Source organism: Vibrio sp. J502, from assembly GCF_025397955.1.
Taxonomy (GTDB): domain Bacteria; phylum Pseudomonadota; class Gammaproteobacteria; order Enterobacterales; family Vibrionaceae; genus Vibrio; species Vibrio anguillarum.
On the sequence record NZ_CP104554.1, the window covers coordinates 19,534 to 37,195 of the forward strand.

Sequence of the window (17,662 nt, forward strand, 5' to 3'; positions counted from 1 at the left end):
TACACTGTGCTGATTATGAGCAATACTTATTTACGTACCGCAATCGCTTCAATTTCAATACCCACATCTTTGGGTAAGCGAGCGACTTCTACGCATGAACGCGCTGGGTAGTTTGCCACGTTATGTTCATCAAAAAACTTACCGTAGACTTCATTCACCGTGCCAAAATCATTCAGATCTTTAACAAATACAGTCATTTTTACGATGTCAGAAACTGTTAAGCCAGAAGATTCGACCACGGCTTTTACGTTGTCGAGAGATTGACGAGCCTGCACTGCGATATCTGCTGACACTTCACCGGTGACTGGGTTGACTGGAATTTGCCCTGAAGTTAGCACCATATTGCCAAGATCGACACCTTGTACATAAGGGCCAATTGCGGCAGGAGCGGATTCGGTATGAAGTACTTTAGTCATGATTGTGTTCCATCTGTTTTTATGGGAAGGGTAGGCGTCAGTTTGCCTTTAAAGAAACGGCAGGTAAAGTGCAAAATGCCCCACTAAAGTGAGGCATCGATAGACTTAAACGGGGTTAATTATGACTCGCGTTCGGTCACAATCTCACGTGAGTAAACTTTCTCACAATACTTACATTTCAAACGAATATCGTTTTTCTTTTCGAAAACCTTAAAGCTGCTTTCGACTGGTTCATTGTGGGAAATACAGTTGCTGTTTGGGCAGGCAAAAACATCATTGATCTGCTCAGGCAGTGTCAACGCTAGCTTTTTCACCACTTGGTAGTTTTCGATTTGGTTGACAGTCGCATGCGGTGCATAAAGTGCTAATTTATTGGCTTGGGCTTCATTAATGAACACATTTTCAATCTTCAGCAGATCTTTTGCGCCCAGCGCGGAAGAGGGTAAATTTAAGCCAATCGTGACACGTTGATGAGAATTGTGCATATCGAATAACTTTAATACTTTAATACCGATTTGCGCAGGAATGTGGTCGATAACCGTGCCGTTTTTAATTGCTTCAACCTGCAATTGAGTCTCTTTAGTCATGGTTGGGGCTCCTTTATTACAGGGTTTCGTTTAACACAAGCGCCAGCAAAGCTTCACGGGCGTAGACCCCGTTTTCTGCTTGTTGGAAGAAGTAAGCGTGCTTCGTTTTGTCCACATCAACGGTGATTTCATCCACGCGCGGAAGCGGATGCAGCACTTTTAAGTTATCACGCGCACCTTCAAGCATGGCGGCTGTTAAAATATACGCCGATTTAATGTGCGCGTACTCTGATTCATCAAAGCGCTCTTTTTGGACGCGCGTCATATACAGAATATCTAACTGTGGAATAACGCTTTCCATATCGGTGTGCAGGCTGTACTCAATGCCTGCATCATCTAACTCTTCGCAAATATAGTCAGGCATAGCCAGCGCATCCGGCGCAACAAAGAAGAAGCGAATGTGGTTAAATTTAGCCAAAGCTTGGGTTAAAGAATGGACGGTACGGCCATATTTCAAGTCGCCAACAAAGGCGATATTAATGTTATCTAAACGGCCTTGTGTTTCGGCAATGGTGAACAAATCAAGCAGTGTTTGGGTTGGGTGCTGGTTAGCACCGTCGCCAGCGTTAATCACAGGAACGCCGTTTGAAAATTCAGAGGCTAAACGTGCTGCGCCTTCTTGGGGGTGGCGCATCACAAACGCATCCACATAAGAGGAGATCACTTGTACAGAATCGGCCAATGTTTCGCCTTTTTTCGCCAGTGACGTATTGCCACCATTATCAAAGCCAATCACGCTGCCGCCGATGCGTTGAATAGCGGTTTCAAAAGACAAACGAGTACGAGTCGACGGCTCAAAAAAGCAGCTTGCTACCACTTTGTGCTTGATCAGCTCTGGTTTTGGTTCCGCTTTGAGTTGGCCTGCGGTTTTCACAATCAATTCAGCTCGTCACGAGAGAGCTCCGGAATCGAAATAATGTGCTTTTGATAAAGCGAATTCACCATGGTCGTCTTCCCTATAATTTTCTAGTAGCCATAAAAAAGCCCCCCAATAGGGAGGCTTTAAAAATCAAGAGAGGGGAAAAATAACGCGCCCAGTAAGTCAGCACGCTGACCTACATTGAATCGAATTGCGTTGTAGATGTGAATAACAACGTCCGTTTTCATAGCTACCCCTCAGACAAATTGCTGGGAATTATACGCTTTCGTTGTGTGAGCGCAAGCGATTACCTCGCAATCCTCTTCATCATTGGCACTGTCGCTGCGTTAGCTGCTTTCACTCACCCGAATCACTTACTCATGTAAGTTCATCGGGCTTCGTTCTCTTGCTGCCTTGCGACAGCACCAATGATTTTGAGGATTAAAAGTCGCTTTGGCACTGTCGCGGCGTTAGCTGTTTTCACTCACCCGAATCACTTACTCATGTAAGTTCATCGGGCTTCGATCCATTGTTGCCTTGTTTTTTTTAAGCGCCGAGAGTCGCGACCATCACAGCTTTGATGGTGTGCATGCGGTTTTCAGCTTCATCAAACACAATCGAATATTCAGACTCAAACACCTCTTCGGTGACTTCCAAACCTTTCATACCATATTTTTCCGCCACCTCTTTACCTACAGTGGTTTCGTCGTTATGAAACGCAGGCAAGCAGTGCATAAATTTTACCTGTGGATTATCAGTTTGCTTAATCACATTCATATTGATTTGGTAAGGTGTCATTAAGGCCACGCGTTCATCCCATGCATCGGCTGATTCGCCCATGGAAACCCAAACGTCGGTATAGAGAAAATCGCATCCTTGCACGCCTTCTTGTACATTTTCAGTGAGCGTGATTTTGGCTCCCGTCTGCTTGGCAATTTCTTGGCAAGTGGTGACGAGTGATGCTTCTGGCCAAAACTGTTTGGGTGCCACAAGGCGAATATCCATGCCCATTTTTGCTGCGCCCACCATCAGGGAATTGCCCATGTTATTGCGCGCATCGCCTAGATAAGCCAGTGACACTTGGTGCAACTGCTTACCACGGCCATGCTCAATCATGGTTAAAAAGTCAGCTAAAATCTGTGTTGGGTGGAACTCGTTGGTGAGCCCGTTCCATACAGGAACGCCAGCATGTGCGCCAAGCTCTTCGACAATTTCTTGTCCAAAACCGCGATATTGGATGCCATCGTACATTCTTCCGAGTACGCGAGCGGTGTCTTTCATCGACTCTTTATGACCAATTTGCGACCCTGATGGCCCGATGTAAGAGACTTGAGCGCCTTGATCAAACGCGGCCACTTCAAATGCACATCGTGTTCGTGTTGAGGCTTTCTCAAAAATCAGCGCAATATTTTTACCCGCTAATCTTTTCTGTTCTGATCCGGCGTATTTCGCTTTTTTGAGATCAGCAGAGAGATTGAGCAGAAATTGGATCTCTTTCGGCGTGAAATCGAGCAGTTTTAGAAAGTTGCGGTTGCGTAAATTGAAAGCCATATCCCAGTCCTAAACGGTGAATGATGAATGGCCTTAGTAAAACATATAAATGCTAAATTTGTGAATAATTATTTTAAAATAAAGGCGAGATATTAATAATATCTCGCCTAATGTGATTATAAATTCTCTTCAGCGAATTCGGCCAAGCGGCTGCGCACGACGCCATTTAAGTGAATGTTGGCGCTGCCTTCAAAGTTTTTAAAGCGCTCAACCATGTAGGTCAAACCTGAGGTCACCGGGGTTAAGTAGTGGGAGTCAATCTGCGCTAAGTTACCAGAGCAGACAATTTTAGTGCCCTCACCACAGCGCGTGATGATGGTTTTGATTTGAGAAGCGGTTAAATTTTGACACTCATCGAGTAACACAAAGGCATTTTGGATTGAGCGCCCACGCATAAAGTTGATCGATTTAAACTGGATATTGGCTTTATCGCAGATGTATTTGAGTGAACCTTCGGTGCAGTGATCGTTTTTGTGCAAGGCTTCCAGTGTATCCGTTACCGCGGCCAGCCACGGCATCATTTTCTCTTCCTCTGTTCCGGGTAAGAAGCCGATCGACTCTCCGATATCTGGCGTGTTACGGGTGACGATGATCTTATCGAACATCTTCTTCTCAATGGTTTGTTCAAGAGCGGCGGCCATCGCGAGCAGCGTTTTCCCGCTACCAGCGGCTCCAGTTAAAATCACCAAATCAATGCTTGGATCAAGCAAAGCATCAAGTGCCATCGCTTGGTAGATATTTTTCGGGGTGATGTCCCACGCTTTGCGGTGCATCATTCTCTCGCGACCAATATCAAGCAGCGTGATTTTGTCTGTGTTGATTTCATGCACGCGCGCCGAAAAATCGCTTTCTTCATCAATGACATATTGATTAATAAAGGTCGGATCAAATGGCGCCTTATCTAGCGTATGAAAGGCTTTTCCGCCGACGGTTCTGCTCTCAACTTCATCGACGTTGCTCCAAAAGTTGCCTTCACGAACTTGGAAGCCTTTGGTCAGGTACTGAACATCATCAATCAATTGGTCAGTGCGGTAATCCTCAACATAGCGCACGCCTGCACCTTTAGCGCGCAATCGCATGTTGATGTCTTTGGTGATGAGAACCACAGCGCGTGGCGCTCGTTTCGCTTGCAGGTAAAGAACAGCATTGAGGATACGGTTATCGCCGGCTTTGTCAGCAAAGGCTTTGACGGTTTCTTGCAACTCAAAGTCGGCGAGAATCGAGATAGTTCCCGTCTTGCTGGCCTCTTTAGAGAATGGAATACCTTCGGTAATTTCGTCTGGGGTGGCATCGTGAAATAAGTGTTCTAAAGCACGAATTGCGACCCGCGCATCTCGTGCAACATCGCGTTTGCTGTCTTTGATCCGGTCAAGTTCTTCAAGAACGGTCATCGGAATGACGACGTCATGCTCTTGGAAGGAGTAAATGGCTAAAGGTTCATGAAGCAGGATGTTGGTATCAAGTACAAACAGTTTCCGATCGGTATCGCCCATAAGCGTCTCCTTGCTGCTACGCAGCGTGCTTAACAAAAGATGCCAGCAAGTAGAGGTTATCGATCAATGGATGCCGGTAGTGACTCGATCGCTCGATGACTTACTGCAAGCCTGTGTTGATACTCATTGTCTGTTTGGTTCTGCATGCTTCGTGCCAGAGTCATCCTTTTGGCTGGCAAAGCAAGCATCGTTACAACAAGTATAGCAACCTTGTTTACTACAAATGCCACCGATTTCTTACAGTTTGATGTCAACCAAAAGTTGAAGAAAAAAATCTTGGTTATCCTTCGCTTTACACGTGACCTGTATCACGCCATCAAGTAAGATTAGCGACCTTTTTCTGCACCACACTCCAACAACAATCATAATTAGGGGTTGCCTTCACGTGGTAGCAGATCGATACAATCCATTCCAAATAAATAAGGTAGTCGATTCATGAGTTTTGCTTTGGGGCAACGCTGGATAAGCGATACAGAAAGTGATCTTGGTTTAGGTACTGTGGTAGCGCTTGATGCGCGTACTGTGACCTTGATGTTTGCTGCATCAGAAGAAAACCGCGTTTATGCACGCAGTGACGCCCCGGTAACACGAGTGACGTTCAACAGCGGCGATGTGGTTGAAAGCCAAGAAGGCTGGTCGCTACGCGTTGAGCAAGTTGTTGAAGAACAAGGACTACTCACTTATCTCGGTACGCGCGAAGACAACGATGAAAGCGGCGTGGCGCTACGTGAAATTTTCTTAAGTCACCAAATCCGTTTCAACAAACCGCAAGATAAATTGTTCGCAGGTCAAATTGATCGCATGGATAATTTTGTGTTGCGTTATCGCGCCCTGACTAACCAATATCAACAACACAAAAGCCCAATGCGTGGTTTATGTGGCATGCGCGCGGGCCTGATTCCTCATCAGCTTTATATCGCACATGAGGTTGGCCGTCGCCATGCGCCCCGCGTGTTATTAGCCGATGAAGTCGGGTTAGGTAAAACCATTGAAGCGGGGATGATCATTCATCAACAAGTGCTTTCTGGCCGCGCGGAACGTATTTTAATTGTGGTGCCGGAAACCTTGCAGCACCAATGGTTGGTGGAGATGATGCGTCGCTTTAATCTTCATTTCTCCATTTTTGATGAGGAGCGCTGTGTTGAAGCGTTCGCTGAAGCACATAACCCTTTTGATACTCAGCAATATGTGCTTTGTTCGCTCGATTTTCTGCGTAAAAGTCGTCAACGTTTTGAACAAGCACTTGAGGCGGAGTGGGATCTATTGGTGGTGGATGAAGCGCACCATCTAGAATGGAGCCAAGATAAACCAAGCCGCGAATACCAAGTGGTCGAAGGGCTAGCGCAAAACACCCCAGCGGTACTGCTGCTAACGGCAACGCCGGAGCAATTGGGCCGTGAAAGCCACTTTGCGCGTTTGCGTTTGCTCGATCCCGATCGTTTTTACGATTATGAGGCGTTCGTTGAAGAAGAAGAGCAATATGCGCCCGTAGCCGATTCAGTCAGTGCCCTGTTTTCGGGTGAGAAGTTGCAAAACGAAGCCAAAAACCAAATCACCGAGCTACTTTCAGAGCAAGACGTTGAGCCGCTGTTTCGCATTATTGAAAGCGATGCCGATGAAGAGAGCAAAGCCTCTGCTCGCCAAGAGCTGATTGATAATCTGATGGATCGCCATGGCACAGGCCGCGTGCTGTTTAGAAACACCCGCGCTGCGATTAAAGGATTCCCTGTGCGTAATGTGCACTTGATGCCGATGGAAATCCCCACGCAATACACGACTTCGATGCGAGTGGCTGGCATGATCGGCGGTAAGCTCAGTGCTCAGGCTCGCGCGATGAAAATGCTCTATCCCGAAGAGATTTTCCAAGAGTTTGAAGGCGATGATGCAAGCTGGTGGCAGTTCGATTCTCGCGTGAATTGGCTGCTTGAAAAAGTGAAAGAGAAACGCAGCGAAAAGATTTTAGTGATCGCTTCTCGCGCTAGCACCGCGTTACAACTGGAGCAAGCGCTGCGTGAGCGTGAAGGCATTCGCGCTACGGTTTTTCATGAAGGTATGTCGATTTTAGAACGTGATAAAGCCGCCGCTTATTTCGCACAAGAAGAGGGTGGCGCGCAAGTGCTTATCTGTAGTGAAATCGGCTCTGAAGGGCGTAACTTCCAATTTGCTAACCAGTTGGTGATGTTTGATCTGCCGTTTAACCCAGATCTTTTAGAGCAACGCATTGGCCGTTTGGATCGTATTGGTCAACACCGTGATATCGATATCCATGTGCCGTACCTTAAAGGCACATCGCAAGCGATTTTGGCGCGTTGGTTTGATGAAGGCTTGAATGCATTTGCTGAAACCTGCCCAACAGGCCGCGCTGTGTATGATAAATATACCGATGATCTGATTGACATGCTGGCTTCGGGAAATATCGATACGCTGGATGAGATCATTGAACAGTCAGCAACGCTCAACAAAACGTTGAAGGCTCAGCTTGAACAAGGGCGTGACCGACTGCTTGAAATGCATTCAAACGGTGGCGAAAAAGCATTGAAAATCGTCGAAAGTATAGCATCAACGGATGGCGATACTAACTTGGTTACTTTCGCTTTGAGCTTATTTGATGCGATCGGTTTAAACCAAGATGATCGGGGTGAAAACGCGCTGGTGGTCACACCATCAGAGCACATGATGGTGCCAAGCTACCCCGGTTTGCCGTATGAAGGAGCGACCATCACTTTTGATCGTGATACGGCATTATCGCGTGAAGATATGAATTTCATCAGTTGGGAACACCCGATGATTCAAGGCGGGATCGACCTACTGATGAGCGAAGGCGTGGGAACATCAGCGGTTTCTCTGCTGAAAAATAAAGCTCTGCCTGTTGGGACTTTGCTGCTTGAGTTGATCTATGTGGTGGATGCACAAGCGCCAAAACGCAGTGGCATCAGCCGCTTCCTTCCTCAAACACCAATCCGTTTGATGATGGATGCGCGTGGTAATGATCTCTCCGCGCAAGTTGAGTTTGAAAGCTTCAACCGCCAATTAAGCCCTGTGAATCGTCATTTGGCCAGCAAGCTTGTTACGTCGGTACAAAATGATGTGCATAGCTTAATTGCTGCCAGTGAAAGCCAAGTTGTGAGCCGTGTTGAAGCGATTCGTGAACAAGCGCAAAAAGAGATGCAGTCGAGCTTAAACGGTGAACTGGAGCGCTTATTGGCGCTTAAAGCAGTCAACCCGAACATTCGTGATGAAGAGATCAGCGCGATTGAAGAGCAGATTAACGAGTTAAGCGGTTACATCGGTAAAGCGCAATTCCAACTGGATTCGTTGCGTTTAATCGTTGTGACGCATAACTGATCCCTTTACTTGGCCCTTGTGGCGTTACATTAAAAATAACAAAGGCCTTTTCGATAAGGCCTTTGTTTTGTCTGCTGTTACATAATCCACTTCCACCAAATAAATAGCGCTAAAAAGCCAAACAGATAAACAAGCCCTACGATAGACAGCGCTTTGAGTTTTTTTCCTACTGCGAGTTCAGCTGGTAAAGGTGTTTTAGTCACCAGTATATAGTTGAGCAGCGCAAAAATTGGCGTGGTCATAAACGCCATGATCATCGCAAAATTCAGCATTGGCATCAGTGCTGAAGCCCAAAAGGCAATGATGGCCAGCGCTAAAGCCGATACCACGATGACCCAAGCTTGGTAGCAACGTGGGCTTTGGCTCTCTTTGTTTTGCAAAAGACGTTGTGATTCTGCAATCACTCGTGAATAGCCATCAATAACGGTGATGGTGCTACCAAAAATACAGAAAAAGGCGATCACTGCAATCAAATAACGTGACCACTCACCTATGGTTGAAGCGTACAATCCGACCAATTGATGCGAAAAGCCGACGCCAGATTTCGAGAGCTCAACGCCTGTTCCGTGTAGTACTAAGGCACCAAGCGCCAAAAATACAATCGCCAAGATTGCAGTACCGATATAGCCCACATTGAAATCAAATAGTGCGGATTGCGGCGTCACTTGCTGCTCTTGGCATTGACGTTTGAGCCACACTGAAGTGATGCTCGAAATCTCAATGGGTGCGGGCATCCAGCCCATAGTTACTACCAAAAAACCGATCGCGGCGAGTGTCCAAGGTGAAGGTGAAATAGTTTCCACTACTATCTGCGCTGGGTTTGCGACGGCAATCACCACGGCGAGTAAGGTGGCGATTGTCAGTACTGCCATAATCATTTTAGAAAGTGAGTCGAGCGCGCGAAAGTGGCCTGCAAAAAGGATCAGCAAACAAGTGGTCAGCACAATCACGGAAAGAACAATATTGCCCAGCTCAAAAGGGACAAAATAGGCCAGTAAGCTGGCGCTAAACAGCAGTAACGCGGCGGTGTTTATAATGGCCGATACCACGCTTAAGAGGGCAAAAACCCATAAGTAAGCACGCCCGAGATGAGCATAGCCTTGTACTAAACTTTTGCCTGTCCCCATGGTGTATTGAATGCCAGCCTTAAAAAAGGGGTATTTTAATAAGTTGACCAGCAAAATGAGGCCTGCGAGTTGCCAGCCATAAATTGCGCCTGCTTGAGTTGACGCGACGAGATGAGAGCCGCCGACGGCTGCTGCTGCCATCATAATGCCCGGCCCGAGTGAACGAAGCAGTTGTGATAGGGTTAAACGTTTGGCCGATTGATAAGGGACGCTGTGTTCCATTCTTGTTCCTTAGACTTGATGTTGTGTTATTTATAATTTTTGCTTTTGAAGCTGACTTTAATGTCAAGCTCATCAATCAATATCACACCCAGTTAATCTGTCAATTTTAAGTTACATTTCAAGTGATATTTCTAAGCAAGGCTAACTTACTGACGATTTCGTGATTTAACGAAACTAAGATGACTCTTCTCTATTGGCTTGGCGGAGAGGTTGTTATAATGCGCCGATTTTTTTAGGAGAAACCTTCGATGGCTATGCTTGAATACACGCCGCCCACAGATCCTTGGATTGATATTGTCTATGAAGATGAGCAGATTCTCGCGGTGAATAAACCTTCAGGTCTGCTGTCGGTTCCAGGACGCTTGCCTGAGCATCACGACAGTATGTGGAGTCGTTTGGCTGAGCAATATCCAGAGATCCAAGTTGTGCATCGTTTGGATATGTCGACTTCTGGCTTGATGGTGCTGGCAAAAAATAAATACGCGGAAGGGCATTGAAAAAGCAGTTTCAATACCGTTTAACGCATAAAATTTATTACGCTCGCGTGTGGGGCGTAATGGGGCTTGACGAGGGGGTGGTTGAGTTACCCTGATTTGCGATTGGCCAAATCGGCCTAAACAGAAAGTCTGCTTTGAAGATGGAAAACCATCAAAAACTTTATATCAAGTAGCGAAAAGAGAAGAAAAAACGACAATTGTACGTCTTCTTCCGTAACTGGCCGTTCGCACCATTACGTGTTCACATGCAAGCTTTGGGTTATCCGATTGTGGGTGATGAGTTTTATGCCCCGCAAGAAGCGCAAGATTTTTCTGATCGCTTAGCATTGCATGCCGCAGAGCTCAGTTTTTATCACCCAAAGAGTCATTGGTTGCGTAACCTTTTTGTTGCTTGTGACTTTTATCCCGAAGCACAAGAGCAAATTTGCAACACTTTGATCCTGAGCGAAAATTACCAGATTACAAAACGTTGCCACGACCTTAGTGTGATGTGGGTGGCGACAAGGAGCTGATATGTCACTACCCACGGTTGTCTTTCTCGATAGGGCCACAATCCTGCTTATATTCGATTGCCAAGCTTACCTTTTGCTCATCATTGGCTTGAGTTTGACTTTACTTCTGCCGAACAAGCGCTCGATCGCCTATCTCAAGCCGATATCGTAATCACCAATAAAGTGGTGCTGGATAGGGTGCTACTCTCACAATGTCCGAAATTGCGCTTGATTGCTGTGTCGGCCACAGGCGTCAATAACGTCGATGTCGATTACTGTCGTGAAGCAGGCATCGCACTGGTGAATGTTCAAGGCTACGCCACCCGTTCTGTTCCGGAACATGTAGTTGGGATGATTTATGCCTTAAGGCGTAACCTGTTTGCTTATCATCAAGATATTGCCAATGGCGAGTGGCAGCGCAATCAACAATTTTGCTTTTTTACTCATCCGATAGGGGATGTTGCAGGTTCAACGCTTGGTGTAGTCGGGAGTGGCGCGCTCGGACAGGCAACCGCAACGTTGGCACGAGCGATAGGCATGCAGGTGATATTTGCTGAACGAAAGGGGCCAAGTTATGCCGGCAAGGTTTTATGCCCTTTGAACAAATGTTAGCGGAGGCGGATGTTGTGAGTTTACATTGCCCATTGAGCGAACAAACCCGAAATCTGATAGGTGAGAACGAATTAAAGATGATGAAGCCTAATACATTGTTGATTAACGCAGGCCGTGGTGGTTTGGTTGATGAGCAAGCACTTGTGACAGCATTGAAATCTGGGCAAATTGCTGGCGCTGGAGTGGATGTATTCAGTCGAGAACCAGCGGATAAAACAAATCCCTTACTAGCCAATATGGATTTGCCAAATTTGTTGCTTACACCACACGTGGCATGGGGTAGTGACTCAGCTATTTCACAATTGGCAACGATTTTGATGGATAACATTGCCGCGTTTGAGCGCGGAGAGCACAAAAATCGCGTCTGCTGATGGCGTGAATAAACAAAAAAGGTCGGTATTTTCACACCGACCTTTTTAATGGTAACGCAATCGCGATTATAGCGCGGCTATGGTCGCTTTCTGTTCTTCCAGTTTAACCAAGGTATCTTGATAGCCATTCAGCTTTTGACGCTCGATAGCGACAACGGCTTCGGGTGCTTTAGCGACGAACCCTTGGTTATTGAGTTTGCCTTCAATGCGTTTGATTTCGCCTTGAGTTTTAGCAATCTCTTTTGCTAAGCGCTCTAGCTCCGCATCTTTATCAATCAAACCAGCCATTGGGATCATCAGTTCAGATTGACCAACCAGCGCCGTTGCACAAGCGGGAGTCTCTTCACCCTCTTCAAGAACGCGTAGAGCCTCCAGTTTAGCCAGTGACAACAGTACCGCTTTGTTCGCTTCTAAACGTGCCACTTCTTGCTTGTTGGCGGCTTTTAGCATCACGTTAAGAGGTTTGCCTGGGTTGATATCGTACTCGGCACGTAGGTTGCGAATGCTAGTAATAAAGGCTTTCACCCATTCGATATCATCCAGCGCCGCTTGGTTGAAGTTCGCTTCATCGTACTGAGGCAGCGCTTGCAGCATGATGGTATCCCCTTCAACGCCGTCCACTAATGGCTTAATGCTTTGCCAAATGGTTTCAGTGATATACGGGATCACTGGGTGCGCGAGGCGTAATGTTTTCTCTAATACCGTAATTAATGTACGGCGTGTTGCACGTTGCTGCGCTTCACTGCCTTTCCATAATACGGGCTTAGTCAGCTCTAAGTACCAGTCGCAGAATTGGTTCCAGATGAATTCGTAAAGGGTATTTGCCGCCATATCTAAACGGAAGTTGTTGATATGGTTGTTGAACTCTTTAGCCGCCAATTCAAATTGAGACTCGATCCATTTATCGGCTAACGAATACTCAAGCTCGCTACCTGCGTTAAAGCCACAATCGAGATCTTCGGTATTCATCAACACGTAACGGCTCGCGTTCCAGAGTTTGTTACAGAAGTTGCGGTAACCTTCTAGGCGTTTCATGTCCCAGTTGATATCACGACCGGTTGAAGCCATCGCTGCTAGCGTGAAACGCAGTGCGTCGGTTCCATAAGATTCGATACCATTTTCAAAGGTTTTACGTGTATTTTTCTCGATCTTGGCTGCAAGCTGTGGCTGCATCATGTTGCCACAACGTTTTTCAACCAGAGATTCAAGATCAATACCATCGACCATGTCGATAGGATCAAGCACGTTGCCTTTAGATTTTGACATTTTGTCGCCGTTTTCATCACGGATAAGGCCTGTGACATAAACAGTTTTAAATGGCACTTGTGGTTTACCATTCTCATCTTTACAGAAGTGCATGGTCATCATGATCATGCGTGCAACCCAGAAGAAGATGATGTCAAAACCAGTAACAAGAACGTCAGACGGGTGGAATGTTTTTAGTGCCTCAGTATTTTCTGGCCAGCCTTGTGTACCAAAAGTCCAAAGAGCAGAGGAGAACCAAGTGTCCAATACATCATCATCTTGGCGCAGTACCACCACTGGTGCTAGGTTGTTTTGTTCGCGCACTTCTTCTTCGTTACGGCCGACATAAACGTTGCCGTCGTTGTCATACCAAGCAGGAATACGATGACCCCACCAAAGTTGGCGTGAGATACACCAATCTTGCACGTCACGCATCCATGAGAAGTACATGTTTTCGTACTGCTTAGGCACAAATTGAATCTCGCCATCTTCAACGGCTTTGGTTGCGACTTCCGCTAGTGGCGCTGTGCGTACGTACCATTGGTCGGTCAGCATCGGTTCGATAACCACACCACCACGGTCACCGTAAGGAATGGTGAGGTCGTGATCTTTGATTTCTTCAAGCAGGCCGAGAGCTTCAAATTCAGCTACGATGGCTTTACGTGCCGCAAAGCGCTCCATGCCTTGGTATTTAGCAGGAAGATCGCTGCTGTAAGCGTCACTTGGTTCACCATTGGTGTTGAACACTTCGGCGGCGTCACGAATGTTGGCATCAAAGGTGAAAATGTTGATCATCGGCAGTTGGTGGCGCTTACCGACTTCATAGTCATTGAAGTCGTGAGCAGGGGTGATCTTCACACAACCTGTGCCTTTTTCCATGTCTGCGTGCTCATCGCCCACGATAGAAATGCGACGATTGACGATTGGCAGCATGATCTCTTTGCCGATCAGAGCTTGGTAGCGTGGATCTTCAGGGTTAACCGCTACGCCTGTGTCACCCAGCATGGTTTCAGGACGAGTGGTCGCAACAACAATGTAGTCTTTACCGTCTGCTGTTTTTACGCCGTCAGCCAGTGGGTAACGGAAGTGCCACATGTGACCTTTGACGTCTTTGTTTTCTACTTCTAGATCAGAAATTGCAGTGTGCAGTTTTGGATCCCAGTTCACAAGACGTTTACCACGGTAGAGTAAATCTTCTTGGTAAAGGCGAACAAACACTTCTTGAACGGCATTTGATAGGCCCGCATCCATAGTGAATCGTTCACGATCCCAGTCTACCGATGCGCCAAGGCGGCGAAGCTGTTTAGTGATGGTGCCACCTGATTCGTCTTTCCATTCCCAAATTTTGTCAATGAAGGCATCACGACCGTAATCGTGTTTGGTTTTGCCTTCTTCTGCGGCAATTTTACGTTCAACCACCATTTGGGTAGCAATACCGGCGTGGTCTGTACCCACTTGCCATAAGGTATTTTTGCCTTTCATGCGTTCGCAGCGGATCAAAGTATCCATAATGGTGTTTTGGAATGCGTGACCCATATGAAGGCTACCAGTGACGTTCGGCGGTGGGATCATGATGCTGTACGCATCTTTTGATGTATCACCGTGAGGCTTAAAGTAGCCGTTCTCTTCCCAAGTCTGATACAGAGCTTGTTCGATTGCTGTTGGGTTATATGTCTTTTCCATAGTGCTCTTAAATGGATACTGTGAATGGTTAATCTTAGTCAAACTTCATAAGTGAAGGATCTTGTTAAAGATCGCCTTAACTATAAGGTTTGACCTATGGATGTTGGATCTCGATTGTTTGTAATTGGTAGCCAGCTTGACGGTAGATTTTATACCTTTCGCGTGCTCGTTGCTTTGCTTTTTCTTCGCAGGGGACGAAGTCTACCACCTCAGCAAAGGCGTTCGCAAAGGTTGTATGATTATCCGCCACATTTATTACCAGTTGACGATTCCAATTGGGTTTGACGTTGGGGTAGCCAATCTCGATATGAGTTGAGTATTTCGGGCCTTCACCCACCAGATTGTGCGCGACAAACTGTTCTGCAGGCACTTGCCATAAATGTTCGGCAAACTGTTCAGCGTGAGTTTTATCATCACAATGCAGATAAATTTTTGCCCCTTGTTTGGCGAAGTGATGAGCCAGAAATAGGACATATTGCTCAAAGCCTGCCAGCGTTGCCTGAGGGCTTTCTTCGTTCACAATGTAAAAGGTGGCTCGCTGCATGTTGTCACCTACTATCTAATCGCTCATCAACAAAAAAGGGCCTTGCGGCCCTTTTCACATTTTGAGGTTATTCCTCAGACTCTTGGCCGCTGCGGTTCAATAAGAACTGGACGAGCAATGAGACGGGACGACCTGTTGATCCTTTTGCTGCACCTGACTTCCACGCGGTGCCAGCAATATCCAAATGCGCCCAGTTATATTTCTTAGCAAATTTAGATAAGAAGCAGCCAGCGGTAATCGTACCACCAGGGCGACCACCGATATTTGCCATATCAGCAAATGGGCTCTTTAGCTGCTCGTGGTACTCGTCGGCCATTGGTAGACGCCATGCGCGATCGCTTGCTTGTTCGGAAGCATTAACCAATTCATGCGCCAATGGGTTGTGGTTTGAAACCACGCCACTGATGTGGTGACCTAATGCAATCACACAAGCGCCAGTTTAGTGTCGCCACATCTACCACGCAATCGGGTTCAAAACGCTCAACGTAAGTGAGTGCATCACATAGCACTAAGCGACCTTCGGCATCGGTATTGAGTACTTCAACCGTTTGGCCAGACATAGTCGTGAGAATGTCACCAGGGCGATAGGCATTGCTGCCTGGCATGTTTTCACAGCCGGCTAAGATACCCACGACATTTAATGGCAATTTCAATTTAGCCAATGCTTTCATTGCGCCAAAGACTGACGCCGCACCGCACATGTCATACTTCATTTCATCCATGCCTTCGCCTGGTTTTAATGAAATACCGCCGGAATCAAACGTTAGGCCTTTACCCACCAACACAATTGGTTTTGCATCTGGATCTGGGTTGCCTTTGTACTCAATGACCGACATCATCGACTCATTTTTGAACCACGACCGACAGCGAGGTAAGAGGTCATGCCCAACTTTTCCATCTCTTCTTCACCAATGATTTTGGTGGTGACGCTCTCGTAGTCGTCCGCTAAGCGGCGCGCTTGAGATGCAAGATAAGCTGGGTTGGCAATGTTGGGTGGCATATTGCCGAGATCTTTCGACGCTTTCACACCGGATGCAATCGCAAGGCCGTGTGTAATCGCGCGCTCACCTAAGTTAAGCTCACGGCGAGTCGGTACGTTAAAGACAAGTTGCGCAGTGGGGCGGCGAGTCTCAGGTTTCACGCTCTTGAATTGATCAAAGGTGTACAGACCATCTTTCCGGTTGCTTCAACCGCTTGGCGTACTTTCCAATAAGTATCGCGACCTTTAACGTGTAGTTCAGTCAGAAAACATACGGCTTCCATTGAACCCGTTTCGTTCAGTGTGCTGATGGTTTTTTGAATGATTTCTTTGTACTGACGTTCGCCTAATTCGCGCTCTTACCACAACCTACCAGTAAAACGCGTTCAGACAGAACACCAGGGACTTGATGCAGCAGTAGCATCTGGCCGGGTTTACCCTCGAGATCCCCACGGCGAAGTAGTGAACTAATATAGCCGTCGCTGATTTTATCAAGCTGCTCTGCTACTGGAAGAAAGGCGCGTGGTTCGAACACTCCAACAACGATACATGCGCTACGTTGTTTCTCTGGACTGCCACTTTTTACACTGAACTCCATGCGTACTCCTACATCCTGAAGACAAATAGAACTAAATGTTAGATAATGTGCTCTTAGTGGTTGAATCCGAGTTTGGGATCTACTTTTAATTGAACGTCTAACAGTTAGTGAAAATTTTAAAAAATAAAGGTTCAACGGGAAATTATAGTGATTCAATCAAAAAAACAAGTTTTGTATAGGTAATTTCAGCGTGATTATTGTAGATATTTGATCCGCGAGACACTCAAGAGCCAATTTTCGATCTTTTTCGTACTGTTTCTCGTGTTTCTTAGCCAACGATTTATTCGCGTTTTGCTGAAGCTTCCGATGGTGACATTCCAGCACGAATGATCTTATCTATTGTGAGTTTAAATATGCCCGCAATGGGGTTATTAATGCTGCCTTTGAGTTTGTATATCGGGCATCTTACTGACTTTTGGGCGTTTGTACGCAGAAAGCGAATTACGGTGATGAATGCCACTGGCATCGCAATAAATTTTTGACTCCGTGCTGCACTCTATTTGGCTTTGATCACTTCAGGTGCTGCAGCATTTAACGCATTCTGGTTGGCGCCTTGGAGCCAAGACAAAGAAGCACAATTAATGGAGCAGCTCGCAGCAGAAAATAGTGTTGATTTGCTACAGAAAGGACAATTTCAACGCACACCAGATGGTTCCTCAGTAGTTTTCATCGAAAATATTGAAAACAAAAAACTGCATAATGTGTTTGTTGCGCAGCTTGCACCAAAGGATTCGATACTCCCGAGTGTGATGTTCTCTAATTCTGGTGATGTTAAAGAGCTCAGTGATGGCCGTCAGATGATCACCATGTATGACGGGATTCGCTATGAAGGCGTGCCAACACGCGTTGATTATATGATCACAAAATTTGACGAATACGAAGGTTTAATTGGGCAGCGTGAAGTTAAACCCAAAGGACGTGATTGGGAGGCGTTACCGACATCCAATCTGCTTTCCAACCCGATCGAAGAGCGAAAGCTGAGTTGCAATGGCGAATTTCTCTGGTGATTTGTATTCCATTACTCACCATGCTGGTGGTCCCT

9 protein-coding genes and 5 pseudogenes are annotated in these 17,662 nt (G+C 46.5%); 5 read left to right on the plus strand and 9 right to left on the minus strand.

Annotation, left to right across the window (positions count from 1 at the left end):
• Positions 1 to 26 precede the first annotated feature (26 nt).
• The 5 genes and pseudogenes from N5E84_RS00150 to N5E84_RS00170 form a co-directional block, all read right to left on the minus strand.
• The gene (locus N5E84_RS00150) at positions 27 to 416 is read right to left on the minus strand and encodes a RidA family protein (RefSeq protein ID WP_013855986.1); all 390 of its coding nucleotides are present in this window, start codon (positions 414 to 416) and stop codon (positions 27 to 29) included.
• A gap of 119 nt (positions 417 to 535) precedes the next feature.
• The gene (pyrI, locus tag N5E84_RS00155) at positions 536 to 1,003 is read right to left on the minus strand and encodes an aspartate carbamoyltransferase regulatory subunit (protein ID WP_010318833.1); all 468 of its coding nucleotides are present in this window, start codon (positions 1,001 to 1,003) and stop codon (positions 536 to 538) included.
• Positions 1,004 to 1,019: 16 nt separating this feature from the next.
• Positions 1,020 to 1,948, minus strand: a pseudogene (pyrB, locus tag N5E84_RS00160) (aspartate carbamoyltransferase).
• A 460-nt stretch (positions 1,949 to 2,408) separates the two neighbouring features.
• Complete coding sequence (gene argF, locus N5E84_RS00165; protein ID WP_069212113.1) at positions 2,409 to 3,413, minus strand: ornithine carbamoyltransferase; 1,005 nt, start codon at positions 3,411 to 3,413, stop codon at positions 2,409 to 2,411.
• Between the two features lie 116 nt (positions 3,414 to 3,529).
• Positions 3,530 to 4,906, minus strand: a complete 1,377-nt coding sequence (locus N5E84_RS00170; protein WP_010318836.1) for a PhoH family protein — start codon at positions 4,904 to 4,906, stop codon at positions 3,530 to 3,532.
• A gap of 79 nt (positions 4,907 to 4,985) precedes the next feature.
• Here N5E84_RS00170 and N5E84_RS00175 point away from each other — a divergent pair, with 79 nt between their 5' ends.
• Together N5E84_RS00175 and rapA are read left to right on the plus strand one after the other, a co-directional pair.
• Positions 4,986 to 5,111: a hypothetical protein gene (locus N5E84_RS00175; protein ID WP_261676510.1), complete on the plus strand. Its 126-nt coding sequence runs from the start codon at positions 4,986 to 4,988 to the stop codon at positions 5,109 to 5,111.
• Positions 5,112 to 5,341: 230 nt separating this feature from the next.
• Positions 5,342 to 8,251, plus strand: a complete 2,910-nt coding sequence (rapA, locus tag N5E84_RS00180) for an RNA polymerase-associated protein RapA (protein ID WP_019282510.1) — start codon at positions 5,342 to 5,344, stop codon at positions 8,249 to 8,251.
• 77 nt (positions 8,252 to 8,328) lie between these two features.
• On the opposite strand, the gene N5E84_RS00185 is transcribed toward rapA, so the two are convergent.
• On the minus strand, positions 8,329 to 9,600 hold the full coding sequence (locus N5E84_RS00185) for an NRAMP family divalent metal transporter (protein ID WP_019282509.1): 1,272 nt from the start codon (positions 9,598 to 9,600) through the stop codon (positions 8,329 to 8,331).
• 248 nt (positions 9,601 to 9,848) lie between these two features.
• Between N5E84_RS00185 and N5E84_RS00190 the strand changes: the two are divergent.
• Both N5E84_RS00190 and N5E84_RS00195 read left to right on the plus strand, forming a co-directional pair.
• Positions 9,849 to 10,581, plus strand: a pseudogene (locus N5E84_RS00190) (pseudouridine synthase).
• A 29-nt stretch (positions 10,582 to 10,610) separates the two neighbouring features.
• Positions 10,611 to 11,571: pseudogene (locus N5E84_RS00195) on the plus strand (D-2-hydroxyacid dehydrogenase).
• A 66-nt stretch (positions 11,572 to 11,637) separates the two neighbouring features.
• Here N5E84_RS00195 and N5E84_RS00200 read toward each other — a convergent pair.
• The 3 genes and pseudogenes from N5E84_RS00200 to pepA all read right to left on the minus strand — a co-directional run bounded on the left by N5E84_RS00200 (position 11,638) and on the right by pepA (position 16,620).
• Positions 11,638 to 14,499: a valine--tRNA ligase gene (locus tag N5E84_RS00200; RefSeq protein WP_069212114.1), complete on the minus strand. Its 2,862-nt coding sequence runs from the start codon at positions 14,497 to 14,499 to the stop codon at positions 11,638 to 11,640.
• 94 nt (positions 14,500 to 14,593) lie between these two features.
• Positions 14,594 to 15,043 carry a DNA polymerase III subunit chi gene (locus N5E84_RS00205; protein ID WP_017043380.1) on the minus strand — a complete coding sequence of 150 codons (450 nt, stop codon included), beginning with the start codon at positions 15,041 to 15,043 and terminating at the stop codon, positions 14,594 to 14,596.
• A 67-nt stretch (positions 15,044 to 15,110) separates the two neighbouring features.
• Positions 15,111 to 16,620: pseudogene (pepA, locus tag N5E84_RS00210) on the minus strand (leucyl aminopeptidase).
• A 326-nt stretch (positions 16,621 to 16,946) separates the two neighbouring features.
• On the opposite strand from pepA, the pseudogene N5E84_RS21325 reads away from it, so the two are divergent.
• Positions 16,947 to 17,627 (plus strand): annotated as a pseudogene (locus N5E84_RS21325) (LptF/LptG family permease).
• The last annotated feature ends 35 nt before the right edge of the window (positions 17,628 to 17,662 follow it).